The organism is Methylobacterium sp. AC832 (genome assembly GCF_979256025.1).
Genome location: NZ_CEEDMV010000010.1, coordinates 13,089 through 38,479, shown reverse-complemented (window position 1 = coordinate 38,479; position 25,391 = coordinate 13,089). Strand labels below are relative to the sequence as shown.

The following is a 25,391-nucleotide window of genomic DNA, read 5'->3' as shown; positions in this document are numbered from 1 at the left end:
GCCTGATCCGTCAGGCTGTCTTGATCAGCGACAAGAGAGGGCTTTTGGAATCCTTCTCCACCATCACCTCGCCCACATGGACGATCTGCCGCTCGCGCGCGACGAACGCCGTCGGCATTTCGGACTGCATCTCGGCTTCCACGGCACGCAGCATGGCGTCGCTATGGGCGGGATGGAGATGGATGATCGCGAGCGCCTTGGCACCGGCGGCCTTCGCCAGTTCGACGCCCTTCTGCCATGTGGAATGACCCCAGCCGCAGCAGCGCGGATATTCCGACTCGGTGAACATGCCGTCGTAGACGAGGAGGTCCGAGCCTTCCACGAACCGGCGCAGGGACTCGTCCGGCCACGGGTCGGAATGCTCGATGTCGCTGATGATGCAGAGGCGTTTTCCGCCATGGTCGAAGCGGTACCCCACCGATCCTTGCGGGTGGTTGAGGAGGATCGTGTCCACACGCGACCCATCGGGGAAATCGAGCGCCTCGCCGGCCTTGAAGCCGTGATGGGCAAGGGTGCAGGGAAGGATGTCCAAGGTCACCGGGAAGAGTGGCGGCGAGAACAGGCGGTCCAGGGTCTCCTTCGCGCTCGCTCCGTCGAGATTGCCGCAATAGGTGTTGATCGTCCGTTCCGGGTTGAAGATGACCGGCTTGAAGAACGGCAGACCCGCCGTGTGGTCGAGATGCAGATGGCTCAACAGGAGGTCGATCTCTTTCGGCATCTCCTCGCGGTGATGCAGCCCGCAGGCATTCAGGCCCGAGCCGGCATCGACGATGAACAGGCGCGAGCCGCAGCGGATCTCCAGGCACGGGGTGTTGCCGCCGAACTCGACATAATCCGGCCCGCTAACGGGCGTGGAACCGCGGACGCCCCAGAAGCGTAGGGAGAGGCCGTCTTCGGTCGAGGGCGTGTGCGTCATACTCATGGTTCGACTACCGATTGCCCGATCCGCCTGAGACCCGGTGCCTTTCGGCGCACCGATGCGATCCATTCTTCGCGAGAACGGTCACAAACAGGTTGCCAGGATCGAAGTGGGGTTGACCATGAGGTAGTCAGCCCCCTCCGACATCGATGTGCGGCCACGCACACAGCCTGGAGACGCTCGTCCTCGGCAAAACCGCGCTCACCGGCCAGCTTTCAATTGGAGCGAGCCCAATATTCGCCTGCGTGAAATGGCCGAGGCTCCGGGCGGCCGTCGCCTCGGGCAGAGCCAATGTGGCGTTGCCGAGACGGCGAATCCGGCCCTCGTGACGAGTTCGTGCCCGATCCTGACGACAGCATCTCCGTCGCGATTCCAGAGAAAATCGGGAAATGTCTTTGCCGGAGCCTTCTCGGCTCGGCCCATCGACCTTTGCACTCTTCGGTCTCCGACACTCGGACTTCCCGATCCTGATCGGCACGTGCTTTACCGAGGTCTATCGTCCGGGAAACGATGAGGGCCGAGGCTGCGCATGGATTCCGGCCTATGGGGGAAGGACCGGCTGACGGCATGGGCCGTCACGGCCATCGCTGGCGCTGGATGCGGATACAAGGAACCGGAAGTGGAGCAGCTTGGCGCTCTCCCGTGCTACCGCTGATGGGCAGCTATGGCTCGCGAATTCGAATATTTCCAAATCAAGACTGCGGAATATTTCCGCTGCTCGCGTTTTATAGTCTTTCAAATATTCAGGCTTACACTTGATTGATTGGGGTGATTGCCTCTTTATGTCGGTTATCGGGGCAATGCGCGATGAGAAGGCCGTCCAAAATGGAACGGATGCTGGAACTGGTCCGCGGCTATGCACGGCTGGCGTGGTGGGATGGCTGTGCCGTCGACATGCGCCTTCACCGCCTTGCCGACTTCATCGATTTCCTGGCTGCCGCGAGGGAGCCGGTGCTTAGGCACAAGCCGATTCCGATTGTAAAAGGAGAGATTGCGTGAGCGCCTTCCGATCGACCCGGCCATGTATCGAGCCGCCCAAAGAGGGAAGCGAGCTGGACGAGGCCTTGCGCCGCGCCTTCTGGACCAGCCTGAACCGCCATCCCCTTCCGGCGCTCCAGGCGCTGGCCACGGCGGCACGGACCATCGGGACCCTGTATCGACAGATTGCCCAGGCACATGAAGGCCCCGGCGGCTGTGGTTGCGGTTGGGAGCCCGATCCGGACAGCGATCTCATCGTGCTCGAAGCCAATCTGGCCGCTTCCCTGCTGAAGCCGCCCGAACCAGACCTCGCCCACATGGTGACGCTCGGACGAGCGTGACGTCTCATCGGGGTCACTGGCGCGCCGGGGCGTCGATCCACCATCCCACCTATCGAGACGCAACATCGCGGAAGGGATTGGTTAACCCACCAGCCCGCATGATCGGCTCGATCCTGCAGGGTGGAGGTGGGAATGGACGTGATCTACCGCGGTCTCGAAACGTCGCTCCTCGGCCTCACCCTGGTCCTTGGCATCGCGGCCTTGGCCCTTCCTTCGCTGGCGCCCCGGATACTCGGCGCCCCGGAACTCGCCGTGACCCTGCCCTTGCTCAGTGTCACCGCCGCACATTGAGGGTTTCGCGCCGGATTTGCGACCCGGCAGACGATGCCTGAAGTGATCGCCTCAGGCGACGAGCTTGGCGCTGGCTGTGCGGTTCGACACAATCGACCCATGCTGACGACTTTCACAGTGCGTTGCGTCATCGCACTGCAACTGTTTCGCCCTCACGCGACTTTATAGACCAAGCGCTGCGGTGAGCGCACTGGCTTGGGTCTTTAAGGCGCTCCGGACAACGGCGCGCGGGCAAGGTTGCGATGGCGAAACGATTCGGTCTTTCCGCTGCGTTGGGCGTTGCGCTCATCGTCGGCGCCACCTCTATCCCGGCCTCCGCGATGCCGGGAACCGAGGGAGCCTCGTCCACGAGTGTTCAGCGGGACGCGGAAGTCGGCAAAGTCGCATTGACGGTAGAGGCCGAGGACGATGCCCTGGCCTGCACGAAATCGCGCAAGCGGTTGTTCGTCGATGGCGAGGGCTGGATCGTTCGCCGGGTCACCACCTGCCGCTGAGGTGATCGCCGCTGCGGTCGTGCGGGACCGGTTCATCCATAGGGTCTCGTCCATTTCGTTCATTCCGGCTATCCGACCACCGTATGGCTCGGTCGTCAGCCGAGCCATCGTTCCCGGCTCAGGCCTGCGCGCTACGAGGTTCGCATGTTGGCGATGAGGAGATGGTCAGCGCATTCAGCAATGCTGGTGCTCACCCTCCTCGTTGTGCCCGTTGCCCATGCTCAGACCGCGGTGACTTCCGGCTACGGTCATTCGGATCTCCGGTTCGATGATCGCTACGCCGGACCGTATCCGGCTGCGGCGTATGGTGTTGCTCCGCTGGTACGGTTCCCGCGTCCGACCGAACTCGTTCCGAGCGCTTGGGGCTATGGAACTTACGGCATTCCCACCGCGACCGGCATCCGTCCCGCCTCCGTGGGGACACCCGTTGTATACGTGATCGACACGCCCGCCCGACGGTTCATGCGCCAGACCCGAAATCCCGGGCCGCGCATTGTGTCTCGCAAGGCGCGAAAGCCGGATCCGGCATCTCTTGCCACACACTATCAGGCCGGCGCGGAGGTCGTGACCCTGCGCATGGAGCGCACCAGCTCGCGCTGAAGACAGAGCCTTGTCAGTATTGCGCGCGCAGGACCGCTTCGGAGACGAGCTTGATCGGCTTTCCCCTGCCCATCATGATCGCCGCCCGCGACTGTTCCGGGTCGGCCTCGAACCGCGTCCGCAACCAGGCGACGAGGAACTTCAGGTATTCTGAACCGATGAGCTTCGCCGTTCCCGGATGACGCCACCAGCGATCGGCGTCGAAACCTTCCGCGATCACCGGATGGGGGAGGACGCGGTCCTTGCCCATCAATGCGTGGTCGAGCTCCACCAGGGTTCGGGGCATATGATAATTCGACGTCACCACGGCCACGGTGTTGAACCGGTGCTGGCGCATCCAGCGACGGGTCTCGATGGCGTTGCCGATCGTGTTGCGGGCCCGGTAATCGAGATCGACGCAGCACTCGATCCAGTGGCGCTGGCTCGGATTGAGCCGGGCGATCTCGTCGCGGCTGGTCCGCTCGTTCACGCCGGTAATGAGAAGACGTCGGCCATAGCCACCGGCCAGAAGGTCGATCGCGTCGCCGATGCGCTGGGCACCCCCGGTCAAGGCCACGATCCCGTCCGCACGGCCGTCGAGAGTGCGCTCGTCACGGGCGATCGATTCCGCGAACACCAGGAAGCCGGCGACCAGGGCCAGGGTAGCGACGGCACCGAGGCCGAAGGCGATTTGACCGAGACGGCGGAGGGTTGAAGACATCACCATGGCGATCCGCGCGGGAGGCACCGACGATTCCGCCCGACCCCGTGGCCAGACCCAACCGAACGCCTCTGGAGGGCGAGTGGTGCCGTGTCCTGACATCCGCGTGGCCATTCTCCAAAGGTAGCGCGGAATGCGTCATCCGCGAGGCGACATTTCCGCCCCGATGGGTTTACGAATGGTTAACGCGGATCCGGCGCGGATGTCTGTAGTCCTATGATGTCATACGGAACCGCTGATCTGGCGGGTCCGGCGACCGGAAAACCGGCTTCAGCGCAGGAAACGCCGGACGGTCAGCCGCGAGACGATGCCGGTGACCACCGATGCGATGACGCCGATGAGGAGGACAGCGGCATAGCCGCGCCAACCGATATGGAACGCACCGAATAAGGCCTCGATCTCGTCCCCGGCGGGTCCCGAACGCCAGACCTGGGCGAGCAGTCCGGCGAGCGCGAACACGGCCAGAGCCAAGCACGAGCCAATGATCCCGCCACGCAGGCCGAGGCGGAAGAACCGACGCTGGAACGCGCGGGCGATGAAGTCGTCGTTCGCGCCGACGAAATGCAGCACCTCCACGACCTCGCGATTGCCGGCCATGGCTCCTCGTGTGGCGAACACGACGGCGAGGCCGGTGGCGATCAGGACGAGGGTCACGATACCGACTCCGACGCCGACGAAGGTATTGGCCATGGTCGAGAGCCGCTGAAGCCACAAGGCATGGTCGTCGAGGCTCGCGACCCCCGGCATCGCCTCGCTGAGCGACCCCCGCAATCCCTTCAAATCCGGGGGAGGGGATTCCGCGAGCTTCAGGGTGACGAGACGCGGTACCGGAAGGTCCGAGAGGTCGAGGCCGCTCCCGAGCCAGGGTTCGAGCAGGCGCTCCGCCTCCGCCTTCGAGAAGATCCGCGTGCTGGCGATGCCGGGCGTGGCCTTGGCCAGCGACTCGGCCCTCGCCACGTCGGCATCGATGTCACGGCCGACGCTGGGCCTCACCTGGATCGTCACTTCCTGCGCGACGCTGCCCTGCCACTGGTTGGCACTGGACGCGACGATCTCGGCCGCCCCGGCGCACAGGGCGGCCAGGAAGGTCAGGATCGCGATCACCGCGGCGAGCGCCCGGCTCGCCGCCGAATCGGTGGGGACAAGGGGCGCGTTGCGTCGCAGGGTCGCCGGCAGGCCGGCCTCCTGGTCGGGTGTGACGGGCATCGCGGGACGCGGGTCTAGGCTAGCCTCACCCATCAGCGTTCGATCTGAAGCCGGCCCTGGCCCAGAACGAGCCGGGGGGCGTCGACGAGGTCCATCAAGGCGAAATCGTGGGTCGCGATCAGGACCGAGGTGCCGAGGCGGTTGAGTTCGATGAACAGCCGCAACAGACGGCGACCGAGGCCGGGATCGACATTGCCGGTGGGTTCGTCGGCAAGGAGCAGGTCGGGCCGGGCGATCAGCGCGCGGGCGATCGCCGCGCGCTGTTTCTCGCCGCCCGACAGAAGCGGCGGCAGAACATGCATGCGCTCGCCGAGGCCGACCCAGCGCAGGAGTTCCACCACCTCGGCGCGGTAACTCGTTTCCGCCCGACCCTGGACGCGCAGGGGGAGGGCGACGTTCTCGTAGGTGGTCAGGTGGTCGAGCAGGCGGAAATCCTGAAACACGATGCCCATCCGCCGGCGCAGGCCGGTGAGCGCCTCGTTGGAAATATCGCTGACCTCTTCCCCGAACACCGAGACCAATCCGCGCGTCGGCCGCACCGAAAGCAGGATCAGGCGCAGCAGGGTGGTCTTTCCCGCGCCCGAAGGGCCGGTGAGAAACTGGAACGAGCGCGGGGCGATCTGGAAGCTCACGTCGCTCAGCACTTCCGGCCCGAGGCCGTAGCGCATGCCGACATTCTCGAACTGAACCACGGGCTCCTCGACGCCCGACAGGAGGCTGTCACGGCTCACGCTAGGGTCCCGGATCCGTCGATGCGCGATTCTGCTGACAAGCCTGCCCTCCCATATCCGCCGCTTCACGGAGGATTAACCGCTTCCGGCGATGACGGTGTGAGTCTTTTTCACCGAGCCGGCAACTGCCGATCGAGATATTCGAGGCGGCGATTCGCCATGCTGATCGTATGCCCCTCCTGCGCAAGCGAATACGACATCGCCACCGACAGGGTCGGCGTCGAGGGTCGCTCCGTGCGCTGCGCCGCCTGTCGCGAGACCTGGTTCATCTCACCCGACGAGGTCGCCGCCGCCCTTGCCGAGGAGATGGCCGAGATTCAGGCGGCGATGGGCTCTGTGGAGGGGCGCGGCGAAGCGCAGGCCGATCTCGACGCATGGGAAGCGGCTTTGGCCGAGGAGGCCCAGTCCGCGACGGTGGACCCGGTGCTCGAAGATAAGCCGGTTCGCAAGGCCACGGGGAGGACGCCGCCAAAGAAGCGCTGGAGCGCTCCGTCGCCAGCCGCCGCCTTCGGGCTCGCCCTGCTGGCCGGCATTCCCCTGGCGCTCCTCGCGCGCAGCACCGTGGTTCGGGCCATGCCCCAGAGCGCCTCGCTCTATGCCCGGATCGGTATGCCGGTGAACCTTCGCGGCATCGAGATCCGCGATCTCGCGGCCTACCAGACCCAGGGCGAGGGGGCGGCGTCCCAACTCGTCATAGAAGGCGACGTGGTCGGTGTGGCGGGCACCACCGTCCCGGTACCGCCGATCGAAATCCAGGTGCGCGACGCGCAGGACCAGACCATCTACCGCTGGACCGTGACGCCGCCGCGTTCCAGCCTCGAGGACCGCGAGACGGCCCGGTTCAGGGCGAGCCTGTCGTCGCCGCCGGCACAGGGGCGTACGATCAAGGTCGGGTTCGCGCCGGAACGTGGAGCGCCGGAAGCGGATGTCGCTCACTGACCCCTGACATTGCCACTGGTTGAGGGCGAAAATCGATGCCAGCCGGCTCTGCTCGTGGTAGGGAGAATGTATGACCAGCCCGACCCGACGCGTCCGCGTCCTCTTCGACGAAGCCGCCATCGCGAACCGCAACGAGGAGCTAGCCGCAGCCATCGTCGCGGCCAAGCCCGAGAACCTCCTTGTCGTGGCGGTTCTCAAAGGCAGCTTCATGTTCGCCGCCGACCTGCTGCGGGCCTTGCACCGCTCGGGCCTGTCGCCACAGGTCGAGTTCGTGCACCTGTCGAGCTACCGCAGCGGGACGGTATCCTCGGGGCAGGTCGCGATCCTGCGGGACGTGGAGAGCGAGGTTCGCGGACGCGACGTGCTGCTCGTGGACGATATCCTGGAATCGGGACGCACCGTCGTCTTCGCCAAGGATCTGCTCATGGCGCGTGGGGCCAAGCGGGTGCTGACCGCCGTTCTGCTCGAGAAGCCGGGCAAGCGGGCCGTGACCATCGATGCCGATTTCGTCGGCTTCACCTGCCCCGATGTGTTCGTGGTGGGCTACGGCATGGATGTCGCGCACGAATATCGGCAACTTCCCTTCGTCGGTCTCGTGGACCATGTGAGCAGCGAGCCGGATCTCTTCGGCGGAACCTGAGCCCCCCTCTTCAGGGAGGCGAGGCACGCGATGAATCGGGTTCGCGAGGGTTCACCCGTGGGTTTATGGCGACAATTGCGCGCGGCCACATATTGCGCAACATTTACGTATTATTTGATGCAAAGCAGCCCTTGACATAGGGGCTGAGTAGAAGCGCAGTCTGGGCGGTCCAGCAGAGACAAAGAGTTGATGGCGCGAATTCTCCTTGTTGATGACGAAGAGCCGGTACGTGGTTTCCTGAAGCGGGGCCTGGAAATTGACGGTCATTCCGTCGTGACGGCGTCGGATGGCAGTGACGGGCTGGATCGGCTGACGGAGGCGGACGGGGCGTTCGATTTGATGCTCACCGATATCCGCATGCCGCTCATGGACGGCATCGCCCTCGCCCTCGCGGCAAAGCGCGATTTTCCCAACTTGACCATCCTCCTGATGACGGGGTTCGCCGACCAGCGCGAGCGTGCCCGCGGTCTCGACGCCATCGTCACCGACGTGCTGACGAAGCCGTTCTCGCTGGCGGACCTGCGTTCCACCGTGAGGCGCGCGCTCGCCGCCTGAAGACGCGTCACCCCTTGAAAATTTGATTGAAGCTTGGCCGCCGGTCGTTGCGTTGCCGGAGGGAGCAGTACCTCTCTCTCCCCGCCACGAGTGCCCCATGATGTCATCGACGACCACCCGCGCCGCCCTGGCCGCGGTGCTTCTCTCCGGCACGATCGTCGCGGGCTCCGCATGGGCTGAAGCCCAGACCGGTTCGGCACCCGCCGGCGCCCTCGCCAAGGTCGCCAGCTTCGAGCACCAAGTGACCGGCGTTACCGTGACGAAGGACGGACGCGTCTTCGTCAATTTCCCCCGTTGGACGGAGGACAGCGTCGTTTCCGTTGCCGAGGTAAAGGACGGTCGGATCACGCCCTTTCCCGATGCCGAGTGGAACGCCTGGCGCAACGCGCGCAAGGACGAGGTTTCGGCGGGCGACCATTGGATCTGTGTCCAGAGTGTCGTGGCGAGCCACGACGGCAATCTCTGGGTTCTCGATCCGGCCGCTCCCGCCATGGCCGCATTGGTGAAGAACGGGCCGAAGCTCGTGGAGATCGACCTCAAGACGAACAAGCCCGCTCGCATCATCGCCTTCGACGAGGCGGTGGCCCCGCAGGGCTCCTACCTCAACGACGTCCGCTTCTCGCCGGATGGGAAGACCGCCTACATCACCGACTCGGGTGCGAGCGGTGCCCTCGTCGTGGTCGATCTCGCCAGCGGCAAGGCCCGTCGCCTCCTCGACGGCGATCCGACGACCCAACCCGACAAGAGCGTGACGGTGACCTATGAGGGCAAGCCGCTGCGGCGACCCGATGGGCGCGGCGTGGAATTCGCCGCCGATGGTATCGCCCTCTCGCCCGATGGCGGCACCCTCTACTGGCAGGCGATCAAGGGGCGAACCCTCTACAGCCTGCCGACATCCGCGCTCACCGGATGGCTGACTTCGTCGCTCGTGCCGGAGGCGCTCAGCGACCGGAGCCTGTCGGCCATGGTCGAGACGGTGGGCGACAACGGTCCCGCTGACGGCCTCATTATCTCGCGCAAGGATGGGCGGATGTACGTCACCTCGCCCCAGGACGATTCGATCAAGGTTCGGGACCTATCCGCCAAGGGCTCCGCCCTCACGACTCTGATTCAGGACAAGCGCCTGCGCTGGCCCGATACTTTCGCCGAGGGACCGGACGGGACCCTCTACGTGACGACCTCTCGTATCCAGGATTCGGCCTTCTACAAGGCCGGCGCCCCGGCGGCTCTGCCGACCGACCTGTGGAGCATCAAACCGACGAGCGACGCCGCCGGCTCGACGACGAGCCCATCGGCCCGCTGAGACCGAAGGCCCGACCTGTCGACGAGACCCGCCTGGGCCTCGCCGCTGCCCTCCGTTGCGAGCTTTTCCATGCGCCGACGCGATATCCTCTGCGGCCTCGCCGCATCTTCTCTCTGGAGCCCGCCGGCCTCGGCGGCCCCGATCCTTCGTTCGGACGATCCCCGGTTCGCCGAACTGGTCGATCCCTCCGCCCGGCCGGTGACCCTCTACCGCGAGGGTCGGTGGTGCGAAGGCGTGTGCTGGGCGCCGCACCTTGGGGGGCTCATTGTCAGTGACGTGCGATCGAACCGCATGCTGGTGATCGGCGAGGATGGCGGAGTGATGCCGTTCCGCGATCCGTCCAACAATGCCAATGGAAACGTCCTCGATGGCCAGGGACGTCTCGTCACCTGCGAGCACCGCACCCGTCGCGTCGTTCGTCGCGAATCCGATGGATCGATGATTGTGTTGGCCGACATGTATGGTGGCCAGCCATTGAATTCCCCCAACGACGCGGCGCTCGCGCCGGACGGTGCGATCTGGTTCACCGACCCTGTCTTCGGCATCACCGTGCCGGATGAGGGCATTCAGACGACGCCTTCCCAGTCCGCGAGGCGGGTCTACCGGATCGATCCGGCCGGTGAGATCCGGGGCATGACCGACGCGGTCGGCCAACCGAACGGCATCGCCTTTTCGCCGGATGGCCGAACGCTCTACGTCACCGAGACCAGTGCCGCCCTCGACAATGCGGAAGGGGCCCGCGCTATCCTCGCCTTTCCGGTGGAAGAGAGCCGTCTCGGTGATCCACGCGTCGTCGCCTCGCTCGAGACGGGCGCTCCGGACGGGCTCGCCATCGACGAAGCCGGGCGGATCTACGCGGCCTGTGACGACGGCGTACGTGTTTACCTGCCCGACGGGACGTTGCTCGGCCGGATCGCCACCGCGACGCCGGCCTCCAATGTCGAGTTCGGCGGGCAGGACGGGAATCGCCTCTTCATTTCGGCGGGCTCCGTGGTGGCGGCCATCGATCTCAAGGTCCGGGGCGCGGTGAAAGCCCGCTGACCGCATTCATATCCTTCAGGATTGCAGCATCCATGACCTTCGCTCGACGTGACATGCTGGCTGCCGGCCTCGCCGGATTTGCCGCACTGACCAGCCAGGCCTCCGCTGAGCAAAAGGACGCGTCCCAAGCAGAATCCGGCACGGGGGTCGCCAGCGATCAGGGCGTTCCCGGGCTCGAACTCGCCATGCTGGCGAATGCGCCCTCGAACCCCACCGGCATCACCCTGTCGCTAAGCGGCCGCGTCTTCGTGATGATGCCGCGCTTCAACGCCAAGGTCCCTTTCACCCTCGGCGAGGTCATGCCGAACGGGAGCGTGACGCCCTATCCCGACGAGGCCACCAACCAGCCCGACCCGAAGGCCTCTCAGCACCGGCTCCTTCACGTGCCCAATGGTGTGATGGACCGCGACGACAGGCTCTGGGTGCTCGATGCCGGATTGCCGGATGGGTCGGGCCCGCCCATGCCGGGAGGTGCCAAGCTCGTCCGGTTCGATCTGACCACCAACCGGATCGCCCAGGTGGTCCCGTTGGAGGCCGGCGTCACGGCGACCTCCTCGCTCAACGACCTCAGGGTCGATATCCGGGACGGACGGGCGGTGGCCTTCATCACGGACCAGGGCCAGGACGGCCATGGTGCCATCCTCGCGGTCGATCTCGCGAGCGGTCGTGTCACCCGACGGCTCGCCCGGCATGCCAGCACCGAGTCCCAGAAGGGCATCGTCAAAGTAGTCGAGAATCGCCAGATCCTGCAGCGTAAGGCCGAGGGGCCGCCGCGTCCGGTCCAGGGCGGCGCGAACGGTATTGCCCTCAGCCCCGACGGCCGACGCCTCTACTACGCCCCGCTGATGGGGCGGCGACTCTATGCAGTGGAGACCGCTCTTCTCCTCGACCCGGCGGTGTCCGATGCCGAGGTCGCCGCCGCTGTGGAGGATCTCGGCGAGAAGGGCATGACCGGAGGGCTCATCGCCGATTCCAAGGACCGCGTGTATCTCGCCCTGCAGGAGCACAACGCGGTCGGCCGGCGCGAGACGGACGGCACTGTCACGATCCTCGCCACGGATCCCCGGCTCATCTGGGCCGACACGTTCTGGATCACCCCCGACCGCTGGCTCTACATCACGGCCGCGCAGGTCAATCGCAGCCCCGACTACAATAACGGGCGCGACCTCAGGCAGCCGCCCTATGCGATTCTAAGGATGCGCATCGACGCCGACCCGGCCTGATCAGCCGAGCAGATGTGTGAGCAGGGCGCGCAGTTGCGCCGGCTTGATCGGCTTGTGCATCAGCTCCGCCCCGAGCCTCGCCACGTCGGCTTCGATCGCGGCGGAATGGTCGGCGGTGGTGACGATCGCTGGCAGGTCTGCGCGGGTCACGCCCCGTAGGTAGGTGGCCACGTCGAGGCCGCAGGCGCCGTTGTCGAGGTGGTAATCCAGGATCAGCACGTCCGGTGGTGGACGTCCGGCGGAGACGTACTCTCCGACGCTGGCGAGATCGCGATGAGCACTCACATCGGCATCCCAGTTCCGCAGCAGGCGCGTCAGTGCATCTGCGGTGGCCGGATCGTTCTCCACGATGAGCACGCGCGCGCCCGTCAGCCGCGTCGCGATCGGCGTGGGGCCGGCCGCCGGCTCGACCGGAGAGGTACCGATGGGGACGGTCAGGCTCATCCGCGTTCCGTGGCCGGGCCGGGAATGCAGGGTGAGCGCGTGATCGAGGGCCGTTGCCATGCGCTGGACGATGGAGAGCCCGAGACCGAGACCGGGCTCACCCTCGTCACCCTCCCTGCCGCCCCGGTAAAATTCCTCGAAGACGAGATGCCGCTCGCTCTCCTCGATGCCGCAGCCGGTATCGATGATCTCGATGCGGCACGCCTGGTCCCGCCGCCGCGCGGCGATCAGCACACCTCCGCGGCTGGTGTAGCGGACGGCATTGGAGACGAGGTTCTGCAGGATGCGACGAAGCAGGATCGGGTCGCTGTCGACCCGGAGCTCCGGGCAGCGGACCGCGAGGCGCAGGCCCTTGCGCTCGGCCATCGGCATGAAGCTCGCAGCGATGCCCCCGAGCAGATCGGCGAGGGCCACCGGGTGGATGATCGGCCGGACGATGCCGGCATCGAGCTTGGAGATGTCGAGCAGCGTCTTGATCAGATCTTCGATGGTCTGCAGGCCTCGCTCCACCTGCCCCGACATCGCCAGTGCTTCCGGGCTGAGCGGCATGTCGGAGAGGGCCGAGGCCGAGAGGCGCGCGGCATTCAGCGGCTGAAGCAGATCATGGCCGGCGGCGGCGAGGAAGCGGGTCTTCGAGCGGTTGGCGGTCTCGGCTTCCTCTTTCGCCGCGACGAGGGCGGCGTTGGAGCGCTCCAGGCTGTACATCAGCCCGGTCAGCTCCTCGGTGCGCGAGCGGACCCGACCTTCGAGGATGATCGCGGTCTGAAACAGCGAATAGGCCCCGCCCTGCTGGTCCATGTTGCGTTCCACATGCGCCATGAGGGCGGCGTTGATGCGCTCGAGCTTGGCGATGCGGCGGGCGGCATCGTCAGGATGATCGGCCTTCATCGGGCGCGCGGCCGGCCGATGGCGATGCCGGTGAAGGTCTGATTGAGATGCATCGCCCGGTATTGCTCGCCGTAGGTCTCGAACCCGACCACGTCGTAGCGGCGGTAGAGATCGCAGATGCCCTGGCGGACCTGTCGGCTTTCCGCGTCGAGGCGGCGCAAGACGCAATCGAAGCCGATGATCAGGTCGATCCCACCCAACGCCGCATCGAGGCGGGCGAGGTCGTTGCGGGTGGTCTCCACGATGTCGCGTGGCTGGGCCAGGGTCAGCACGACGCCTTCGTCGATGGCGCAGAAGAAGGTCAGCGAGCCATCGGCGTTCATGCGTCGGATCGAGCGGCAGAAATACTCGCCGCCGACCTTCACGGCGAGCGGATAGGCGGCAAAGCTCATCGGTGTCAGCGCTTCCGGATCGAGCCCCACCGCCATGGCGTATTCGCGGGCGGCGGGCTCGGCGTTCAACTCATGGACGATGCGCTGCTCGTCGTCGGAGGCCGTCACCACGAACTTCGTCGATGTCGGCTCGAAATGATCGCTCTTGAAGGTCTGGAACGGGTGATCCGTCTCCACCAGCACCACCACGGCCGCCCTGCGATGGATCGTGCCGCCGTGGAGCAAGACCGTTTCGCGGAAATGCAGATCGTCGCCGGCCGATCCCCCGACCAGCGGAATGCCGTCGAGGGCCCAGGCGATGGTCGACACCACCGTCTCCTCCGCATTGGCGAGCCCGTCGATGAAGGACAAGGCGAAGAGCCGGTTCGTCGCGTGGTCGGTGGGGTCCGTCGCCAGCGCCCGGCGCAGCGTGCGGACCGACGAGGCCGTGCGGGCCACATCAAGATGGTCGATGGCATCGAGGATCGCCGAGACGACGCGAAATCCCTTGGCCGGAAACGCCACCACGACGAGGCCGCCCTCCAGGCCTCCCGCAGGGCAGATCCCGCCCGACATCGTACACCCGGTGATGGGCGTGCCGGGGAAGGCCTCCCCCAGGGCGGCGTTCAGGGCGCCGACATCGTAATCGGGGGAGAAGAAGGCCAGCATGTGCGAGAGGCCGGCCGGGCCGATATGGGCGGCGATGTCCGCCACGGCGTCGGCCTCCGCCGTCGCCATCGTCCAGGAGGTCTTGATCCCGCACAGATGCCCACGCATCCGCGTGTCCTCCTCCACCGTCGCGCTCCCTCCGGCGTCGTGGACTGGCTTTGCGCCTTCGTCGTCACGCCACCGACGAGTATGTCGGCGCGCCGAGCGGGGTGCAATGGCGGCGCTCTCCCGCGCCGCCCTTACCTGTCAGTCCACCGTCTTGAGGTCCTTGACCGAGACGTCGCCCTGCCGCGACGAGAAGGTCGGCGCGGAACCGTTGCTCTGGGAGACGCCGCTGATCTGGTGATCGCCGGTATCGTAGGTGGTGCGCTTGCCGTCGGTATCGATCACGAGGCGGCGGGCATCGGGGAAGAACGCATAGCGCATTCCGTTCTGGCCGCCGCTGGTGGAGGGCTGGCCCAGCTCCTGCGGCCACCAGGCCTCGCCGCCGGACATCGGTTTCATCGGCTCCATAGGCTTCATCGGTTCCATGGGCTTCATCGGTTCCATCGTCATCCTCCAAACAGGGTCGTGCGTCTGGCACGGCTACGCCTGAAAGCCGACATGGTTGCATCCTGGGGGAGCCGCCGACCCATCGATTGCACGACCTGCCGGTTTTTCGCGCCGTTCCGAGTCGGCACACCGGTTCGCTTCTCGCGGCATCTGTTTGCCCGCACTCGGTTGCACGCATTGAATTTCCCCGTTGTAGGGATCATATCGCGCACCGTTCGATCCCCGGAGGCAAACCCTTGAGCGATACCCTGGAACGGCACGAATTCGGTGCCGAGGTCGGCCGGCTGTTGGACCTCGTGGTCCATGCCCTTTACTCCGACCGTGAAATCTTCCTACGGGAACTGGTGGCCAACGCCGCCGATGCCCTGGACCGGCGCCGTTTCGAGGCGCTGACGCAATCGGTCTCGGCGCCGCCGGCCGACGCAAAGGTCACGATCACCCCCGAGAAGACCGCGCGCACGCTGACGATCTCCGATCCCGGCATCGGCATGACCAAGGCGGAGCTGGCGCAGAATCTCGGCACCATCGCCCGTTCCGGCACCCGCGCCTTCAGCCAGTCGCTCGGAGATGCGAAGGCCGAGGACAAACCCAGCCTGATCGGCCAGTTCGGCGTCGGCTTCTACTCCGCCTTCATGGTGGCCGACCGCGTGACCGTGACCTCTCGGCGCGCCGGCTCCGACGAAGCCTGGACCTGGGCCTCGGAGGGCCAGGGCAGTTATACCCTGGAACAGGCGACACGCGACGAGCCCGGCACCGACATCGTCCTTCATCTCAAGGAGGATGCCGACGAGTATCTGGAGAGCTACCGGCTCGACCACGTCGTGCGCAAATGGGCCGACCACATCACCGTGCCGGTCGCCATCGTCGCCGAGGGCAAGACCGAGACCGCGAACCAGGGCACGGCCCTGTGGCGCAAGTCGAAATCCGAGGTCACCCCGGAGCAGTACACCGAGTTCTACCGCCATGTCGGCATGAACTTCGACGAGCCCTGGGCGACCCTGCACTGGCGGGCGGAAGGGGCCCTCGAATTCTCGGCGCTGCTGTTCATCCCCGGCATGAAGCCGTTCCAGGCGGTGGAGGGCGAGCGCGCGAGCAAGGTCCGGCTTCACGTCCGGCGCATGTTCATCACCGACGAGGCCGAGTTGCTGCCGACCTGGCTGCGCTTCGTACAGGGCGTGGTCGACACCGAGGACCTGCCCCTCAACGTCTCCCGCGAGATGCTGCAGGCGACGCCGGTCCTCACCAAGATCCGTCGCGCCGTCACCGGTCGCGTCCTGTCCGAACTCGGCACCCGAGCCAAGGATGCGGAGGGCTACCGGCCGTTCTGGGAGAATTTCGGGCCCGTCCTGAAGGAGGGCATCTACGAGGATTACGAGCGCCGGGGCGAAATCGCTCCGCTCCTGCGCTTCCGCTCCTCGGCCGTGGAAGGCTGGACCTCGCTGCCCGATTACGTCTCGCGCATGAAGGACGGTCAGGAGGCGATCTATTACCTCGTGGCCGACGATGCCGACGCCCTGGCCTCCTCGCCGCAGCTCGAGGGGTTCCGCGCACGCGGCGTCGAGGTTCTGCTGCTCTCCGACCATGTGGACGCGTTCTGGCCGGAGCAGCTCGGCCGGTTCGAGGAGAAGCCCCTGCGTTCGGTGACCCAGGGCGGCCTCGACCTCTCGAAGATCGCCGCCACCGAGGAAGCCGGCGAGGCGCCCGCCTCCGTCGATGTCCTCGTCGCCGCCCTCAAGACGGCGCTCGCGAAGGACGTCGCCGACGTGCGAACCACCGACCGGCTGGTGGAGAGCGCCGTGGTGCTCTCGGCCTCCGGTAGCGGACCCGACTTGCAGATGCAGCGCCTTCTGCGCCGGGCCGGGCGTGGAGCCGGCGGATTACCGATCCTCGAGATCAACCCGCGCCACCCGCTGATCGCCTCCCTCGGCGCCAAGGCGGAAGCCGGGGAGGATGTGGCGGAGGCCGCCGGCACCCTCGTCGATCTCGCCCGCATTCAGGACGGCGACACCCCGCGCGACCCCGTGGCCTTCGCCCGCAAGGTCGCCGCTGCCCTGGCCCCCGGCGCCTGAACGCACGACCGGAGGCGCCTGCCGGGAGCAGGCGCCTCCGTTGGCCAGCCATGAGTACCGATGCGGTTCTCGACTCGCGCTTCTCGTCTTGCGATCTCCGCCGCACTCGTGCTAACGAGCCTTCGTCTCATCGAGGCGCCCCGCGGAGAGGTGGCAGAGCGGTTGATTGTACCGCACTCGAAATGCGGCATGGGTGCAAGCCCATCGGGGGTTCGAATCCCCCCCTCTCCGCCACTAAGCCCCTAAGCTACTGCAGTAACGGTATCATTCTGATGCCGTAGGCTTCTAACCGCGCTCCTGCTACGAAGGAGTGCTACGAAGTCATGAGGCAGATGGTGGGTCTGATCCAGCGTCGGGGCATCTTTTATTTCCGTCGCACCATACCGGAAGCGCTGCGCGCGGACATGCCGGCTGTGCTTGGTACCGCGGGCCCTGGAATCTTCGACGAAGACGCTCCTGTCTCGTTGAAGGGAAGCAAGGCGGGGCGAGAGTTTTGGGTCAGCCTTGGGACCCGAGATGAGGATGAAGCTCGTCGCCGAGCGCGCCATCTGGATGGTGAGGCGGACACTCTCATCAGCCTTGCCAAGCGCCGCCTCCTTCTAAGCTCACAGCCGTTGATCTCACAACTCGACGACGAGACCATCCAGAAGTTGGTCGCCATCTTCCGCCACCGCCAGCTCGCCAATGACGAAGCCCTGCGTCGTGGAGCCGTGCCGCTGAGCCCCGAAGCCTTCAATGCCCTCAGCCAGGAGATCGCTGCCAGGGAGGCTGAGCTGCGCGATGCAAACGCGCGGGGTGACTGCGCTGCAACTCACTTCAACCACGATGCGATGATGACCGCCATCGATGCCGGATTGAACATCAAATTCGGATCCCCGGCGGATCGGCGCCTCTATATGGCGTTCGTCGAAGCGGAGCTTGAGGTGATAACGATCCTCAGGGATCGACAAGGCGGAGCCACCCGGCCCACGCCTGCCCTGACGTCGATCACTCGTCTCGATGATCGGACCGAGCGCTTGATTCGGTCTCCCCGTGAGAAGGTGGGTGCACCAACCACGGAGGATATTTTGCAGGGTTGGAAACGTGATCATAAGCCGGCCGAGAAGACCTTCTATACGTTCTCCAGCAAGCTGCGCAGATGGACTTCCTTCCTTACGGAGCGACGTTTGATGTTCCACACTGCCAGCTTGTCGGACGCTTCAGATTGGAAGATTGCCTCCCTTGCCGAACGGTCAGCAAAAAGCGTTTCGAATGACATTTACGCTGTCAAAGCGATCTACAGCTGGGCCGTAGCGAATGGAAAATGTCCGAATAATCCCTTTATGGGTCTTAAGCAGCCTCGCGCAGCCGTCAAAGGCAAAAGGCGATCGACGAAGCGCGATTTCACCGATGAAGAAACCGTCCGCGTCCTGATAGCCGCTCGTGACCGCAATGGCTATCGAAAGTGGGTTCCCTGGATCGCCTGTTTCACTGGCGCACGCATTTCAGAGATCTGTCAGTTGGAGCGATCCGACATCTCTTCAGAGATGGGGATTCATTATTTTCGGATGACGCTCGATTATGATGACGACGAAGAAAGCACGAGACCTAAAAAACTGGGAGATGGACTGAAGAGTCTGAAAAGCTTTAGCTCAAAACGTCACATTCCAATTCATCCTCGGCTTATTGAGGAAGGATTTCTGCAATTTGTGGCATCATGTAAAATGGACAATTTATTTTTCGATGCCACGCCCGATCGGTTTGGCAATCGCGGAGGAAACGCAACCAAGGTGATTAGTTGATGGGTGAGAAATAAAATAGGGATTACGGATCCTCGCATTAGTCCTAGCCATTCTTTTAGGCACCGCTTCTCCACTCAATGCAAAAATTCTGGGATACCAGGAGAGATAAGAAATAGACTGATGGGGCATAGTGAGGGTGAGTCAAGCGAACTCTATGGCGATGATTATTCTATTTCGATGCTGTTCTCTCAGATTGAGAAAATTCCAGTGCCGCGTGAGCTAGATTTAGAATTCGGGCTTGAATCATGATAATATAAAAATGGAATGTTATACGAAAATATCAGTCTAGAACGTGGTAAGTGGCATCTGTTTTAGTCGAATTGTGGCTTTGCAGATCCACTTGTGGCCTGCCTCCTGAAAAGTGGTCCTCCCTGAGGTATGACTTCGAGCCATGTGGAGGATGTTGTCATGGGACAGAAGAAGCATACGGCTGAAGAGATTGTCGCCAAGCTGCGCCAAGTTGATGTTCTAGTCTCGCAAGGTCGTAAGGTTGCCGAAGCAATCCGCTCCACTGAGGTGACTGAGGTCACGTATTACCGCTGGCGCTCCGAATACGGCGGCCTGAAGGGTGACCAGGTCAAGCGGTTGAAGTCTCTGGAGGCCGAGAACCAGCGCCTTCGTCGGGCGATCTCCGACCTGACTTTGGAGAAGCTCATCTTGAAGGAGGCAGCTTCGGGACCCAAAGGGCAGCGCCAGCAAAACTTCTGAGCCCGGCTCGCCGCCGGGCTTATGTCGCTTGCGTCGTTGCCGAGCACGGTGTGTCCGAACGTTTCGCCTGCCGTGTCCTGGTTCAGCATCGTTCGACGCAACGCAGGGTCGCCGTCCTGGTCGAGGCGAGGCCGCTCTGACGGCCGCCATCGTCGCTTTGGCTCTCCAGTACGGGCGCTACGGCTACCGTCGGATCACGGCTTTGCTCCGGCGTGACGGCTGGACGGTGAACGTGAAGCGGGTCAAACGGATCTGGCGCCGCGAGGGGCTCAAGGTTCCGGCTCGCCAGCCAAAGCGGGCACGCCTTTGGCTCAACGACGGCTCGTGCGTGCGCCCGCAGCGGCCCGACCACGTCTGGTCCTACGACTTCGTCGAGCACCGCACGCACAACGGTCGCAAGTACCGGATGTTGAATGTGATCGACGAGTTCACCCGCGAGTGCCTGGCCATCCGGGTCGCCCGTAAGCTCAAGGCGCAGGACGTGATCGACGTGCTCTCGGACCTATTCAGTCTTCGCGGTGTGCCCGGTCATATCCGCTCGGACAACGGGCCGGAGTTCATTGCCAAGGCCGTACAGGACTGGATCGCGGCGGTTGGATCGACGACTGCCTACATCGAGCCGGGCAGTCCCTGGGAGAACGGCTATTGCGAGAGCTTCAACGCGAAGCTGCGGGACGAACTCCTCAACGGCGAGGTGTTCTACACCCTCAAGGAGGCCAGCGTCGTGATCGAGCAATGGCGGTGGCACTACAACAGCATCCGACCGCACTCGTCGCTCGGCTACCACTCGCCTGCGCCGGAGGTCGTCATTTGGCCAACGGAACCGAACAGCTCAGCGCCGGTCGTTTAACCCGCCATCGTCACGCGACCAACGATGCATTAACTTCGAACCTGGGCCACCGAATGGGGGCAGGCTACTTCTGCCAGCCGCGGGCCGGCAGAGGCTCTGAAGGCTAAAAGCTCAGCGTTACCCGCTCTATCGAGTGCGCCTCATGGGCCGGCTACCAAGGCATGCAATTATCCAAGTCAAGAGATAAACGACGGTCGCCCACAACCTATTAACGGGCATTTACGGTGCATCAAAGTTTGCCTCCGAAAGGGCACCCGTCGTCCTTCAGATGAGCAACGAAGGCCGCTTTCTCACAGAACCGCTTCACCTACGAACAACCCGCCGGGCACGGAGCCGGCCGGGCCTGTCGTCGTGCGTCCGGGGACGGCTAAGCATGCGCGTCGCGACCGTGCGTCCGGTTCTTGATGCCCGTCTTGCTCGATCCCTGGGAGTAGATGGCGGCCTTTGCTCAAGCCGGAATCCCGCTGTCTCGTCCTGGCGTCCTCCAGTGAGTATGCGGACATCAAGCCCATGAAGACGCCGACGTGGTTCGCCCGCGATGACGACCGTCCGCCGCTCGCCTTCGCCGGCATCTGGCGCCCCTGGACGGACGTGCGCGGCATCAAGGCCGAGAACCCCAACCGCCACGAGGCCGAGCACCGGCTGTTCTCGTTCCTTATATGCGATGCGAATGGCATCGTTGGCCCAGGCCACCCGAAGGAGATGCCGGTTCTGCTAACGACGCCAGAGGAGCTGCGGACGTGGCCTGAGGCGCCAACCGAGATCGCCCTCGAGCTACAGCGCCCACCCCCGGGACGCCAAGATGAGGATAGTCGCGACCGGGGCGCGGAAGGACCCTGCAGAATCAGGATCGCATCGCGGCCGGCCTGGTGCTGGGACAGGCCGCCCGGGAAGCCGTCCTAATGGGCCGTGGCTTCAGCGTCGGCAACGAGGCGCCGGGTCGTGGGGGCACGCGGGGTCAGGGACGGCGTGGTCGTCAGCTCGGAAGCCGGACGAACCGATGCTGTGACGCGAGCCTGTTCACGGTAGAGGGTCGGCGTGAGGTTAACGCGATCCTCAGCCATTGCCGTACCGGTCAGGGTGATGGCGGCGAAAGCGGCAAGAACGATTTTATGGACGGTCATGGTTCTAATCCCTCTGGTGTTTCGGGGCCTGCGCCCCGTCTGATGAGAGGGATATGCGCTGCAGTGCACCATCATTCAAACAGATTGAATCGATAGTCGATATTGATGAAATCGATGTACCTTCATGCCCTCTTCCTTGCCTTGTCACTGGCTCCTGCATTCGCAGCCGAGCCCATCACCGGCCGGGCCTCGGTGATCGACGGCGACACCCTCGATATCGGCAGTACCCGCATCGGCCTTCACGCCATCGACGCGCCCGAAAGCGCCTAGCTCTGCGAAGATAAGGTGGGGAAGGCTTCCGATGCGGGCAGGCCGCTGCCCTCGCGCTGGCCAACCGGATCAACTCTGAACCTGTCTCCTGCGATCCTCGGGATACCGATAAGTACGGACGCACCGTCGCGGTCTTCCAAAAGGGGGCCGAGGATCTGAACCGCTGGCTGGTCGCGAAGGGCCATGCAATCGCCTATCGCCGGTACTCGAAGGACTACGTTGGATCTGAGGACACCGCGAAGGCGGGAAAGCTCGGGACATGGGGAGGAGCCTTCACGGCACCAGGAGATTGGCGCAAGGGCAAGCGGGCCATGACAATGGGGTTCGCGGCAGCGGGCGGTCCAGTTTGTCCGATACCCTCGCCGACGCCTCCGCAAGCGGCCCCCAAGGCCCGCGGCTGCGCGATCAAGGGGAACATTAGCCGAAAGGGCGAGAAGGTCTTCCACGTTCCCGGATCGCGCGACTATGACCGGACCCGGATCAGCGAGAAGGACGGCGAGCGCATGTTCTGCTCTGAAGACGAAGCGAAAGCGGCTGGGTGGCGGGCGCCGCGGTAATACCAAAAGCACTGATTGAGGCCGGCATAGATCCGGAGAAGATTTCAGCCATAATGGATGAGATACGCCAGAAAATGTTTGCGGCGACTAATCGCCGTTTCTGAGAAGTTTTATGACTGAGTAGGTTACCGCCTCCCTTGGCCTCATCTCCGAAGGCCCGCTGTTTCCGATCCCCTGCTCCTGCTCGTCCTGGCGTCCGAGAGCGCCGAGGTCGTGCTGGGTATTCGTGTGCGCCTCCTGCAAAATACCTTCGCCCTACGAAGTTACGGGGAACGGTTTTACGGTCTCCACCGTACCTAGGCGGCTGAAGGTCAGGCCCAGACAACGAGACCTTCGCGTACTTCGAATGCCCCCACACTGAGGTGTGAGTGCGTCGTGGGTAACCCATGGCCGACGCGCGAGCGGCTTCGCCGATCATACGTGGGAAAGCGGTTGCAAGGGCTCGGTGAACGGGGGGCGTCTCACCCTCCCGCGTCACCTCCTAGGAGGCATATTTGAGAACCATAGGCGCGATCATCCTGTCCCTCACCTTGCTCCTGGCACAAGACGCCATGGCGCAAACCCTGTCGCAGGATCAGGCCGTGGAGAGTATCGATGACGTAAGGCCGGGGCCGCCTCCGCCGCTCCCGGACCTGTCGGATCCGAACTCTCGCACCGGAGAGGCACTCGCCGAGCCAGATGCGCGCTCCGGCATCCCGAAGGTCCTGCGAGGATCGGCCAGCAAAGCCGGTGGACCCGCCAACGAACTCAACCCGAGCGGGACTCACGAGGATGAGACTCCCGCGAAGGGCGATCTTGCTAACGTCATCGCGGGTAAGGATCTGTTCCATGGCAATTATTGCGGCTCGGGCCAGCGTGGCGCGGATCTTCCGCCGACTGACGCCCTAGATGCCGCCTGTCAGCGCCATGACGCATGCTACGATATGGCCGGACATCGCTCGTGCGCTTGTGACAAGAAGCTGAGGCGCGAGGCGACTGCGGTTTCGGAAAGACCAGACGTCACGCTAGAAATACGTCGCCGAGCCTTGAGCGTTGTCGGGGCTGCGGATGCCATGAGCTGCCAGGCTCCCTGAGGGTAAGCTCCGTTAGGGGAGGTCCAGCTGTCACATCCTGGTCTGGCATATCGACGTGATCGTCTGTTGCCGGAACACGGCACCCCGCATCACCAAGCTGAGGGTCGTGCGGAAGGCCTCGATCATCCCGCCGGTACGGGCGACCAGGTTAAGCCGGTTCGGCTGGGCTGCGCATCAGACCCCGGAGGGCTCTGAACGGAAGCATCAACATCGTCACACAGGCGCCCAGCGCCAGGACAACGAAGACCGACAGGATTGCCGTCAGGATTTTGATCATAGGCGTGCTCACTCCGGCGTACAGCGGCATAGGCTCCGCAGTGCGTTGTAGAGACGATCGACCCAAAGGTCGGCGAGAGTGTGTGCAGTTCTACGTTCCCGTTAGGATTGATCGCTGCTCGCCATACCGTTTTCTCGGATGTCGCTACTAAATGACTTCAGCCGCCTCTACGGTCCGCTCTGCATCTCAAAACCTGACATCACAGGGCACACAGGCCATATGTTCGAGATGGTTAATTCAACGCTAACCCGTGTCGGCGACGCCCACGGCCTGCTCAATCCCTGGGAGGCCCACCATTTCCGACGCTCTTCTTTTGCTCACCCTAGCGACCGAGAACGCCGAGCTACGCGCCCAGCTCGCGGAGGTTCAGGAGCAGTGCGTCGAGCTGGCAGTGGATGCGGGCGAGCTTCACGCCGAGGTGGAACGGCTACAGTGGCGGCTTGCCGTAGCCGAGTGCGACCGCGACAGGTGGCAGGCGCGGGCCGCGCCCTGCTGAGCCGTTTGGGAAAGGCCGGCTGTCCGACCTACGCTACTTGGGTTGAGCGGCACACGTGATCTGCGCAAGCAGCAGGATGGGGAAGTCGCGCATCTGATGCTGAGAGATATATGAGCAACACCGAGCAGTTGGTTTTTCCAAAGTATAATTAGACAATTTTATCGCGCTTGACGGTTATAAAAAATTAGGGAGTGCTCCCGGCTCGGCATGCGAGAGGCCGAAACGATGTGCTTAGGTTGATTGTAAGGAATCATACGGTGGATCAGATCGAAAAGATCATGCGTGATCTCACCAGGGATTTCGAAGTCGAGCGGCAGGCATCCGATACGAAGCAGATTTCTGCGCCTTCACTGGCCGGCATTCTGCGGGTCATTGGCTCGACGGACAAGCAAACCACTGACTCCCCCCCTAATCATCACGCCACCCCACAGGATTGGTCGGACCTGATTGATAGGGTCAGGGACGCTGCGCATCGGGTAAGGGAGGCTGAAGCCGAAACTCAGGAGCAGGAGATCCGCGTTCGTGAGCTTCTAGACCGGGTTCGTGAGGATATGACGGCCGCGCATGAGCGCATCAGAGCAGCCGAGAGCCATGCCAAGGATATTCAAACCCGGTCCGATGCGTTGCTGAAAGCCGCCGACGCGCGCGTTAGAGAAGCGGAAGAGCGGGCTCGCACAGCAGAAGCGTGGCTGTCGAAGATCTCAATGACGATCGCCGAGGAATTCTCTTCTAAAGACGAAAAGCGCCTCACGGCCTAAATTTTATTCGCGTGAGGAACGGATGGCTTTCCTCAGAAGCTGCCAATCAGCATATCCGGTGCATCGGTTCCAGCTTCAGGAACTGTCCGATTGGGACGCAGTAAGTCGGTGACCATGATCCGGAGGTTCGAAAGTTCGAGCCTCCCATGCTCATTGTCGCGGGTTCGTTCGTTGGTATCGGGACCTAGTTCCCATCTTCCTCCGCCATCACTGCCTCGACGGCAGCAATCGCATTCTCCAACTCGGCGACGCGCTTCAGCACACTATCGGCTGGCATAGTGTCGTGATCCGCAGCGGCGGCGATCAGAACGTGCTGATGGGCCTTCAGACGGTCAAGGAGAGCGACAAGCTTGGACATGACGCTGGCCGTATCCTGCCCCGGCAATCACGGCAACAATTTCCACCAGATCGTTGAATTATTGCTCCTCCTCAAGGGTGCGGTCGCGTCTCCGTCTGATTCACACGCTCGCGTCGGCCATCGGCCCGCTTGATCCAAACCTCAGTAGCGTCGAGGGCGAGCTCTGGCCCATGGGCGTAATCCCA

At 64.0% G+C, this 25,391-nt stretch carries 26 protein-coding genes, 1 tRNA gene and 2 pseudogenes; 20 read left to right on the top strand and 9 right to left on the bottom strand.

Features of this window, described 5'->3' with window-relative positions:
* Nucleotides 1–10: 10 nt before the first annotated feature.
* Nucleotides 11–922: an MBL fold metallo-hydrolase gene (locus tag AC0IXR_RS22880; protein WP_056421952.1), complete on the bottom strand. Its 912-nt coding sequence runs from the start codon at nucleotides 920–922 to the stop codon at nucleotides 11–13.
* An 822-nt stretch (nucleotides 923–1,744) separates the two neighbouring features.
* On the opposite strand from AC0IXR_RS22880, the gene AC0IXR_RS22875 reads away from it, so the two are divergent.
* The 5 genes from AC0IXR_RS22875 (at nucleotide 1,745) to AC0IXR_RS22855 (ending at nucleotide 3,623) form a co-directional block, all read left to right on the top strand.
* Nucleotides 1,745–1,918, top strand: a complete 174-nt coding sequence (locus AC0IXR_RS22875; RefSeq protein WP_471762284.1) for a hypothetical protein — start codon at nucleotides 1,745–1,747, stop codon at nucleotides 1,916–1,918.
* A complete protein-coding gene (locus AC0IXR_RS22870; RefSeq protein WP_056421950.1) occupies nucleotides 1,915–2,238 on the top strand; it encodes a hypothetical protein in 324 nt (107 codons plus the stop codon). Before AC0IXR_RS22875 ends, AC0IXR_RS22870 begins: the two co-directional genes overlap by 4 nt.
* Before the next feature lie 132 nt (nucleotides 2,239–2,370).
* Nucleotides 2,371–2,529: a hypothetical protein gene (locus tag AC0IXR_RS22865; RefSeq protein WP_200919001.1), complete on the top strand. Its 159-nt coding sequence runs from the start codon at nucleotides 2,371–2,373 to the stop codon at nucleotides 2,527–2,529.
* Nucleotides 2,530–2,771: 242 nt separating this feature from the next.
* Entirely contained in the window at nucleotides 2,772–3,023 is a 252-nt protein-coding gene (locus AC0IXR_RS22860) for a hypothetical protein (RefSeq protein ID WP_207412308.1), read from the top strand.
* Nucleotides 3,024–3,203: 180 nt separating this feature from the next.
* Nucleotides 3,204–3,623, top strand: a complete 420-nt coding sequence (locus AC0IXR_RS22855) for a hypothetical protein (RefSeq protein WP_461234540.1) — start codon at nucleotides 3,204–3,206, stop codon at nucleotides 3,621–3,623.
* Nucleotides 3,624–3,636: 13 nt separating this feature from the next.
* On the opposite strand, the gene AC0IXR_RS22850 is transcribed toward AC0IXR_RS22855, so the two are convergent.
* The 3 genes from AC0IXR_RS22850 to ftsE all read right to left on the bottom strand — a co-directional run bounded on the left by AC0IXR_RS22850 (nucleotide 3,637) and on the right by ftsE (nucleotide 6,260).
* A complete protein-coding gene (locus AC0IXR_RS22850; protein WP_207412351.1) occupies nucleotides 3,637–4,329 on the bottom strand; it encodes a YdcF family protein in 693 nt (230 codons plus the stop codon).
* A gap of 264 nt (nucleotides 4,330–4,593) precedes the next feature.
* On the bottom strand, nucleotides 4,594–5,562 hold the full coding sequence (locus AC0IXR_RS22845; RefSeq protein ID WP_471762283.1) for a cell division protein FtsX: 969 nt from the start codon (nucleotides 5,560–5,562) through the stop codon (nucleotides 4,594–4,596).
* A complete protein-coding gene (ftsE, locus tag AC0IXR_RS22840) occupies nucleotides 5,562–6,260 on the bottom strand; it encodes a cell division ATP-binding protein FtsE (protein WP_056421937.1) in 699 nt (232 codons plus the stop codon). Before ftsE ends, AC0IXR_RS22845 begins: the two co-directional genes overlap by 1 nt.
* 159 nt (nucleotides 6,261–6,419) lie before the next feature.
* Here ftsE and AC0IXR_RS22835 point away from each other — a divergent pair, with 159 nt between their 5' ends.
* From AC0IXR_RS22835 to AC0IXR_RS22810, 6 genes are all read left to right on the top strand, one after another.
* The gene (locus AC0IXR_RS22835) at nucleotides 6,420–7,199 is read left to right on the top strand and encodes a zinc-ribbon domain-containing protein (RefSeq protein WP_471762281.1); all 780 of its coding nucleotides are present in this window, start codon (nucleotides 6,420–6,422) and stop codon (nucleotides 7,197–7,199) included.
* Between the two features lie 70 nt (nucleotides 7,200–7,269).
* Nucleotides 7,270–7,839 (top strand): hypoxanthine phosphoribosyltransferase, encoded by a 570-nt coding sequence (gene hpt / locus AC0IXR_RS22830; protein WP_056421935.1) that lies wholly within the window; start codon nucleotides 7,270–7,272, stop codon nucleotides 7,837–7,839.
* 189 nt (nucleotides 7,840–8,028) lie between these two features.
* On the top strand, nucleotides 8,029–8,394 hold the full coding sequence (locus AC0IXR_RS22825) for a response regulator (RefSeq protein WP_056421932.1): 366 nt from the start codon (nucleotides 8,029–8,031) through the stop codon (nucleotides 8,392–8,394).
* Nucleotides 8,395–8,491: 97 nt separating this feature from the next.
* Entirely contained in the window at nucleotides 8,492–9,697 is a 1,206-nt protein-coding gene (locus AC0IXR_RS22820) for an SMP-30/gluconolactonase/LRE family protein (protein WP_471762280.1), read from the top strand.
* Between the two features lie 69 nt (nucleotides 9,698–9,766).
* On the top strand, nucleotides 9,767–10,738 hold the full coding sequence (locus tag AC0IXR_RS22815) for an SMP-30/gluconolactonase/LRE family protein (RefSeq protein ID WP_471762278.1): 972 nt from the start codon (nucleotides 9,767–9,769) through the stop codon (nucleotides 10,736–10,738).
* A 32-nt stretch (nucleotides 10,739–10,770) separates the two neighbouring features.
* Nucleotides 10,771–11,961 (top strand): SMP-30/gluconolactonase/LRE family protein, encoded by a 1,191-nt coding sequence (locus AC0IXR_RS22810; RefSeq protein WP_419951324.1) that lies wholly within the window; start codon nucleotides 10,771–10,773, stop codon nucleotides 11,959–11,961.
* On the opposite strand, the gene AC0IXR_RS22805 is transcribed toward AC0IXR_RS22810, so the two are convergent.
* From AC0IXR_RS22805 to AC0IXR_RS22795, 3 genes are all read right to left on the bottom strand, one after another.
* Nucleotides 11,962–13,293 (bottom strand): ATP-binding response regulator, encoded by a 1,332-nt coding sequence (locus AC0IXR_RS22805; protein WP_471762277.1) that lies wholly within the window; start codon nucleotides 13,291–13,293, stop codon nucleotides 11,962–11,964.
* Entirely contained in the window at nucleotides 13,290–14,441 is a 1,152-nt protein-coding gene (locus AC0IXR_RS22800) for an FIST N-terminal domain-containing protein (protein ID WP_471762276.1), read from the bottom strand. The genes AC0IXR_RS22805 and AC0IXR_RS22800 overlap by 4 nt, the downstream gene beginning before the upstream one ends.
* Nucleotides 14,442–14,579: 138 nt before the next feature.
* Entirely contained in the window at nucleotides 14,580–14,882 is a 303-nt protein-coding gene (locus tag AC0IXR_RS22795; RefSeq protein WP_027171815.1) for a hypothetical protein, read from the bottom strand.
* 239 nt (nucleotides 14,883–15,121) lie between these two features.
* Here AC0IXR_RS22795 and htpG point away from each other — a divergent pair, with 239 nt between their 5' ends.
* The 5 genes and pseudogenes from htpG to AC0IXR_RS22770 form a co-directional block, all read left to right on the top strand.
* Nucleotides 15,122–16,954 carry a molecular chaperone HtpG gene (gene htpG, locus AC0IXR_RS22790; protein ID WP_471762274.1) on the top strand — a complete coding sequence of 611 codons (1,833 nt, stop codon included), beginning with the start codon at nucleotides 15,122–15,124 and terminating at the stop codon, nucleotides 16,952–16,954.
* 144 nt (nucleotides 16,955–17,098) lie between these two features.
* Nucleotides 17,099–17,188 (top strand) — tRNA-Ser (locus tag AC0IXR_RS22785).
* A gap of 89 nt (nucleotides 17,189–17,277) precedes the next feature.
* Entirely contained in the window at nucleotides 17,278–18,735 is a 1,458-nt protein-coding gene (locus tag AC0IXR_RS22780; protein ID WP_471762273.1) for a DUF6538 domain-containing protein, read from the top strand.
* A 408-nt stretch (nucleotides 18,736–19,143) separates the two neighbouring features.
* Nucleotides 19,144–20,293: pseudogene (locus AC0IXR_RS22775) on the top strand (IS3 family transposase).
* A gap of 432 nt (nucleotides 20,294–20,725) precedes the next feature.
* Nucleotides 20,726–21,137: pseudogene (locus AC0IXR_RS22770) on the top strand (SOS response-associated peptidase family protein); the annotation flags it as partial.
* A gap of 55 nt (nucleotides 21,138–21,192) precedes the next feature.
* On the opposite strand, the gene AC0IXR_RS22765 reads toward AC0IXR_RS22770, so the two are convergent.
* Nucleotides 21,193–21,417, bottom strand: coding sequence for a hypothetical protein (locus tag AC0IXR_RS22765; protein WP_471762272.1), 225 nt, complete (start codon nucleotides 21,415–21,417; stop codon nucleotides 21,193–21,195).
* Between the two features lie 105 nt (nucleotides 21,418–21,522).
* Between AC0IXR_RS22765 and AC0IXR_RS22760 the strand changes: the two genes are divergently transcribed.
* From AC0IXR_RS22760 to AC0IXR_RS22745, 4 genes are all read left to right on the top strand, one after another.
* On the top strand, nucleotides 21,523–21,687 hold the full coding sequence (locus tag AC0IXR_RS22760; RefSeq protein ID WP_471762270.1) for a thermonuclease family protein: 165 nt from the start codon (nucleotides 21,523–21,525) through the stop codon (nucleotides 21,685–21,687).
* Between the two features lie 56 nt (nucleotides 21,688–21,743).
* On the top strand, nucleotides 21,744–22,244 hold the full coding sequence (locus tag AC0IXR_RS22755; protein WP_471762346.1) for a thermonuclease family protein: 501 nt from the start codon (nucleotides 21,744–21,746) through the stop codon (nucleotides 22,242–22,244).
* Nucleotides 22,245–22,795: 551 nt separating this feature from the next.
* A complete protein-coding gene (locus tag AC0IXR_RS22750) occupies nucleotides 22,796–23,317 on the top strand; it encodes a phospholipase A2 family protein (protein ID WP_461225264.1) in 522 nt (173 codons plus the stop codon).
* 1,030 nt (nucleotides 23,318–24,347) lie between these two features.
* Complete coding sequence (locus AC0IXR_RS22745; protein WP_471762269.1) at nucleotides 24,348–24,848, top strand: hypothetical protein; 501 nt, start codon at nucleotides 24,348–24,350, stop codon at nucleotides 24,846–24,848.
* A gap of 184 nt (nucleotides 24,849–25,032) precedes the next feature.
* On the opposite strand, the gene AC0IXR_RS22740 is transcribed toward AC0IXR_RS22745, so the two are convergent.
* A complete protein-coding gene (locus AC0IXR_RS22740) occupies nucleotides 25,033–25,206 on the bottom strand; it encodes a hypothetical protein (RefSeq protein ID WP_471762268.1) in 174 nt (57 codons plus the stop codon).
* Nucleotides 25,207–25,391 lie beyond the last annotated feature (185 nt).

What these genes read in the sequence shown, in the direction of transcription:
- AC0IXR_RS22805 (WP_471762277.1), bottom strand. Translation starts at nt 13,293, where the DNA reads ATGAAGGCCGATCATCCTGACGATGCCGCCCGCCGCATCGCCAAGCTC.
- AC0IXR_RS22865 (WP_200919001.1), top strand. Translation starts at nt 2,371, where the DNA reads ATGGACGTGATCTACCGCGGTCTCGAAACGTCGCTCCTCGGCCTCACC.
- AC0IXR_RS22835 (WP_471762281.1), top strand. Translation starts at nt 6,420, where the DNA reads ATGCTGATCGTATGCCCCTCCTGCGCAAGCGAATACGACATCGCCACC.
- AC0IXR_RS22810 (WP_419951324.1), top strand. Translation starts at nt 10,771, where the DNA reads ATGACCTTCGCTCGACGTGACATGCTGGCTGCCGGCCTCGCCGGATTT.
- AC0IXR_RS22760 (WP_471762270.1), top strand. Translation starts at nt 21,523, where the DNA reads ATGAAATCGATGTACCTTCATGCCCTCTTCCTTGCCTTGTCACTGGCT.
- AC0IXR_RS22780 (WP_471762273.1), top strand. Translation starts at nt 17,278, where the DNA reads ATGAGGCAGATGGTGGGTCTGATCCAGCGTCGGGGCATCTTTTATTTC.
- AC0IXR_RS22750 (WP_461225264.1), top strand. Translation starts at nt 22,796, where the DNA reads ATGGCGCAAACCCTGTCGCAGGATCAGGCCGTGGAGAGTATCGATGAC.
- AC0IXR_RS22880 (WP_056421952.1), bottom strand. Translation starts at nt 922, where the DNA reads ATGAGTATGACGCACACGCCCTCGACCGAAGACGGCCTCTCCCTACGC.
- AC0IXR_RS22820 (WP_471762280.1), top strand. Translation starts at nt 8,492, where the DNA reads ATGATGTCATCGACGACCACCCGCGCCGCCCTGGCCGCGGTGCTTCTC.
- AC0IXR_RS22800 (WP_471762276.1), bottom strand. Translation starts at nt 14,441, where the DNA reads ATGCGTGGGCATCTGTGCGGGATCAAGACCTCCTGGACGATGGCGACG.
- AC0IXR_RS22860 (WP_207412308.1), top strand. Translation starts at nt 2,772, where the DNA reads ATGGCGAAACGATTCGGTCTTTCCGCTGCGTTGGGCGTTGCGCTCATC.
- AC0IXR_RS22795 (WP_027171815.1), bottom strand. Translation starts at nt 14,882, where the DNA reads ATGGAACCGATGAAGCCCATGGAACCGATGAAGCCTATGGAGCCGATG.
- AC0IXR_RS22740 (WP_471762268.1), bottom strand. Translation starts at nt 25,206, where the DNA reads ATGTCCAAGCTTGTCGCTCTCCTTGACCGTCTGAAGGCCCATCAGCAC.
- hpt (WP_056421935.1), top strand. Translation starts at nt 7,270, where the DNA reads ATGACCAGCCCGACCCGACGCGTCCGCGTCCTCTTCGACGAAGCCGCC.
- AC0IXR_RS22850 (WP_207412351.1), bottom strand. Translation starts at nt 4,329, where the DNA reads ATGGTGATGTCTTCAACCCTCCGCCGTCTCGGTCAAATCGCCTTCGGC.
- AC0IXR_RS22875 (WP_471762284.1), top strand. Translation starts at nt 1,745, where the DNA reads ATGGAACGGATGCTGGAACTGGTCCGCGGCTATGCACGGCTGGCGTGG.
- AC0IXR_RS22855 (WP_461234540.1), top strand. Translation starts at nt 3,204, where the DNA reads ATGCTGGTGCTCACCCTCCTCGTTGTGCCCGTTGCCCATGCTCAGACC.
- AC0IXR_RS22825 (WP_056421932.1), top strand. Translation starts at nt 8,029, where the DNA reads ATGGCGCGAATTCTCCTTGTTGATGACGAAGAGCCGGTACGTGGTTTC.
- AC0IXR_RS22765 (WP_471762272.1), bottom strand. Translation starts at nt 21,417, where the DNA reads ATGACCGTCCATAAAATCGTTCTTGCCGCTTTCGCCGCCATCACCCTG.
- AC0IXR_RS22845 (WP_471762283.1), bottom strand. Translation starts at nt 5,562, where the DNA reads ATGGGTGAGGCTAGCCTAGACCCGCGTCCCGCGATGCCCGTCACACCC.
- AC0IXR_RS22815 (WP_471762278.1), top strand. Translation starts at nt 9,767, where the DNA reads ATGCGCCGACGCGATATCCTCTGCGGCCTCGCCGCATCTTCTCTCTGG.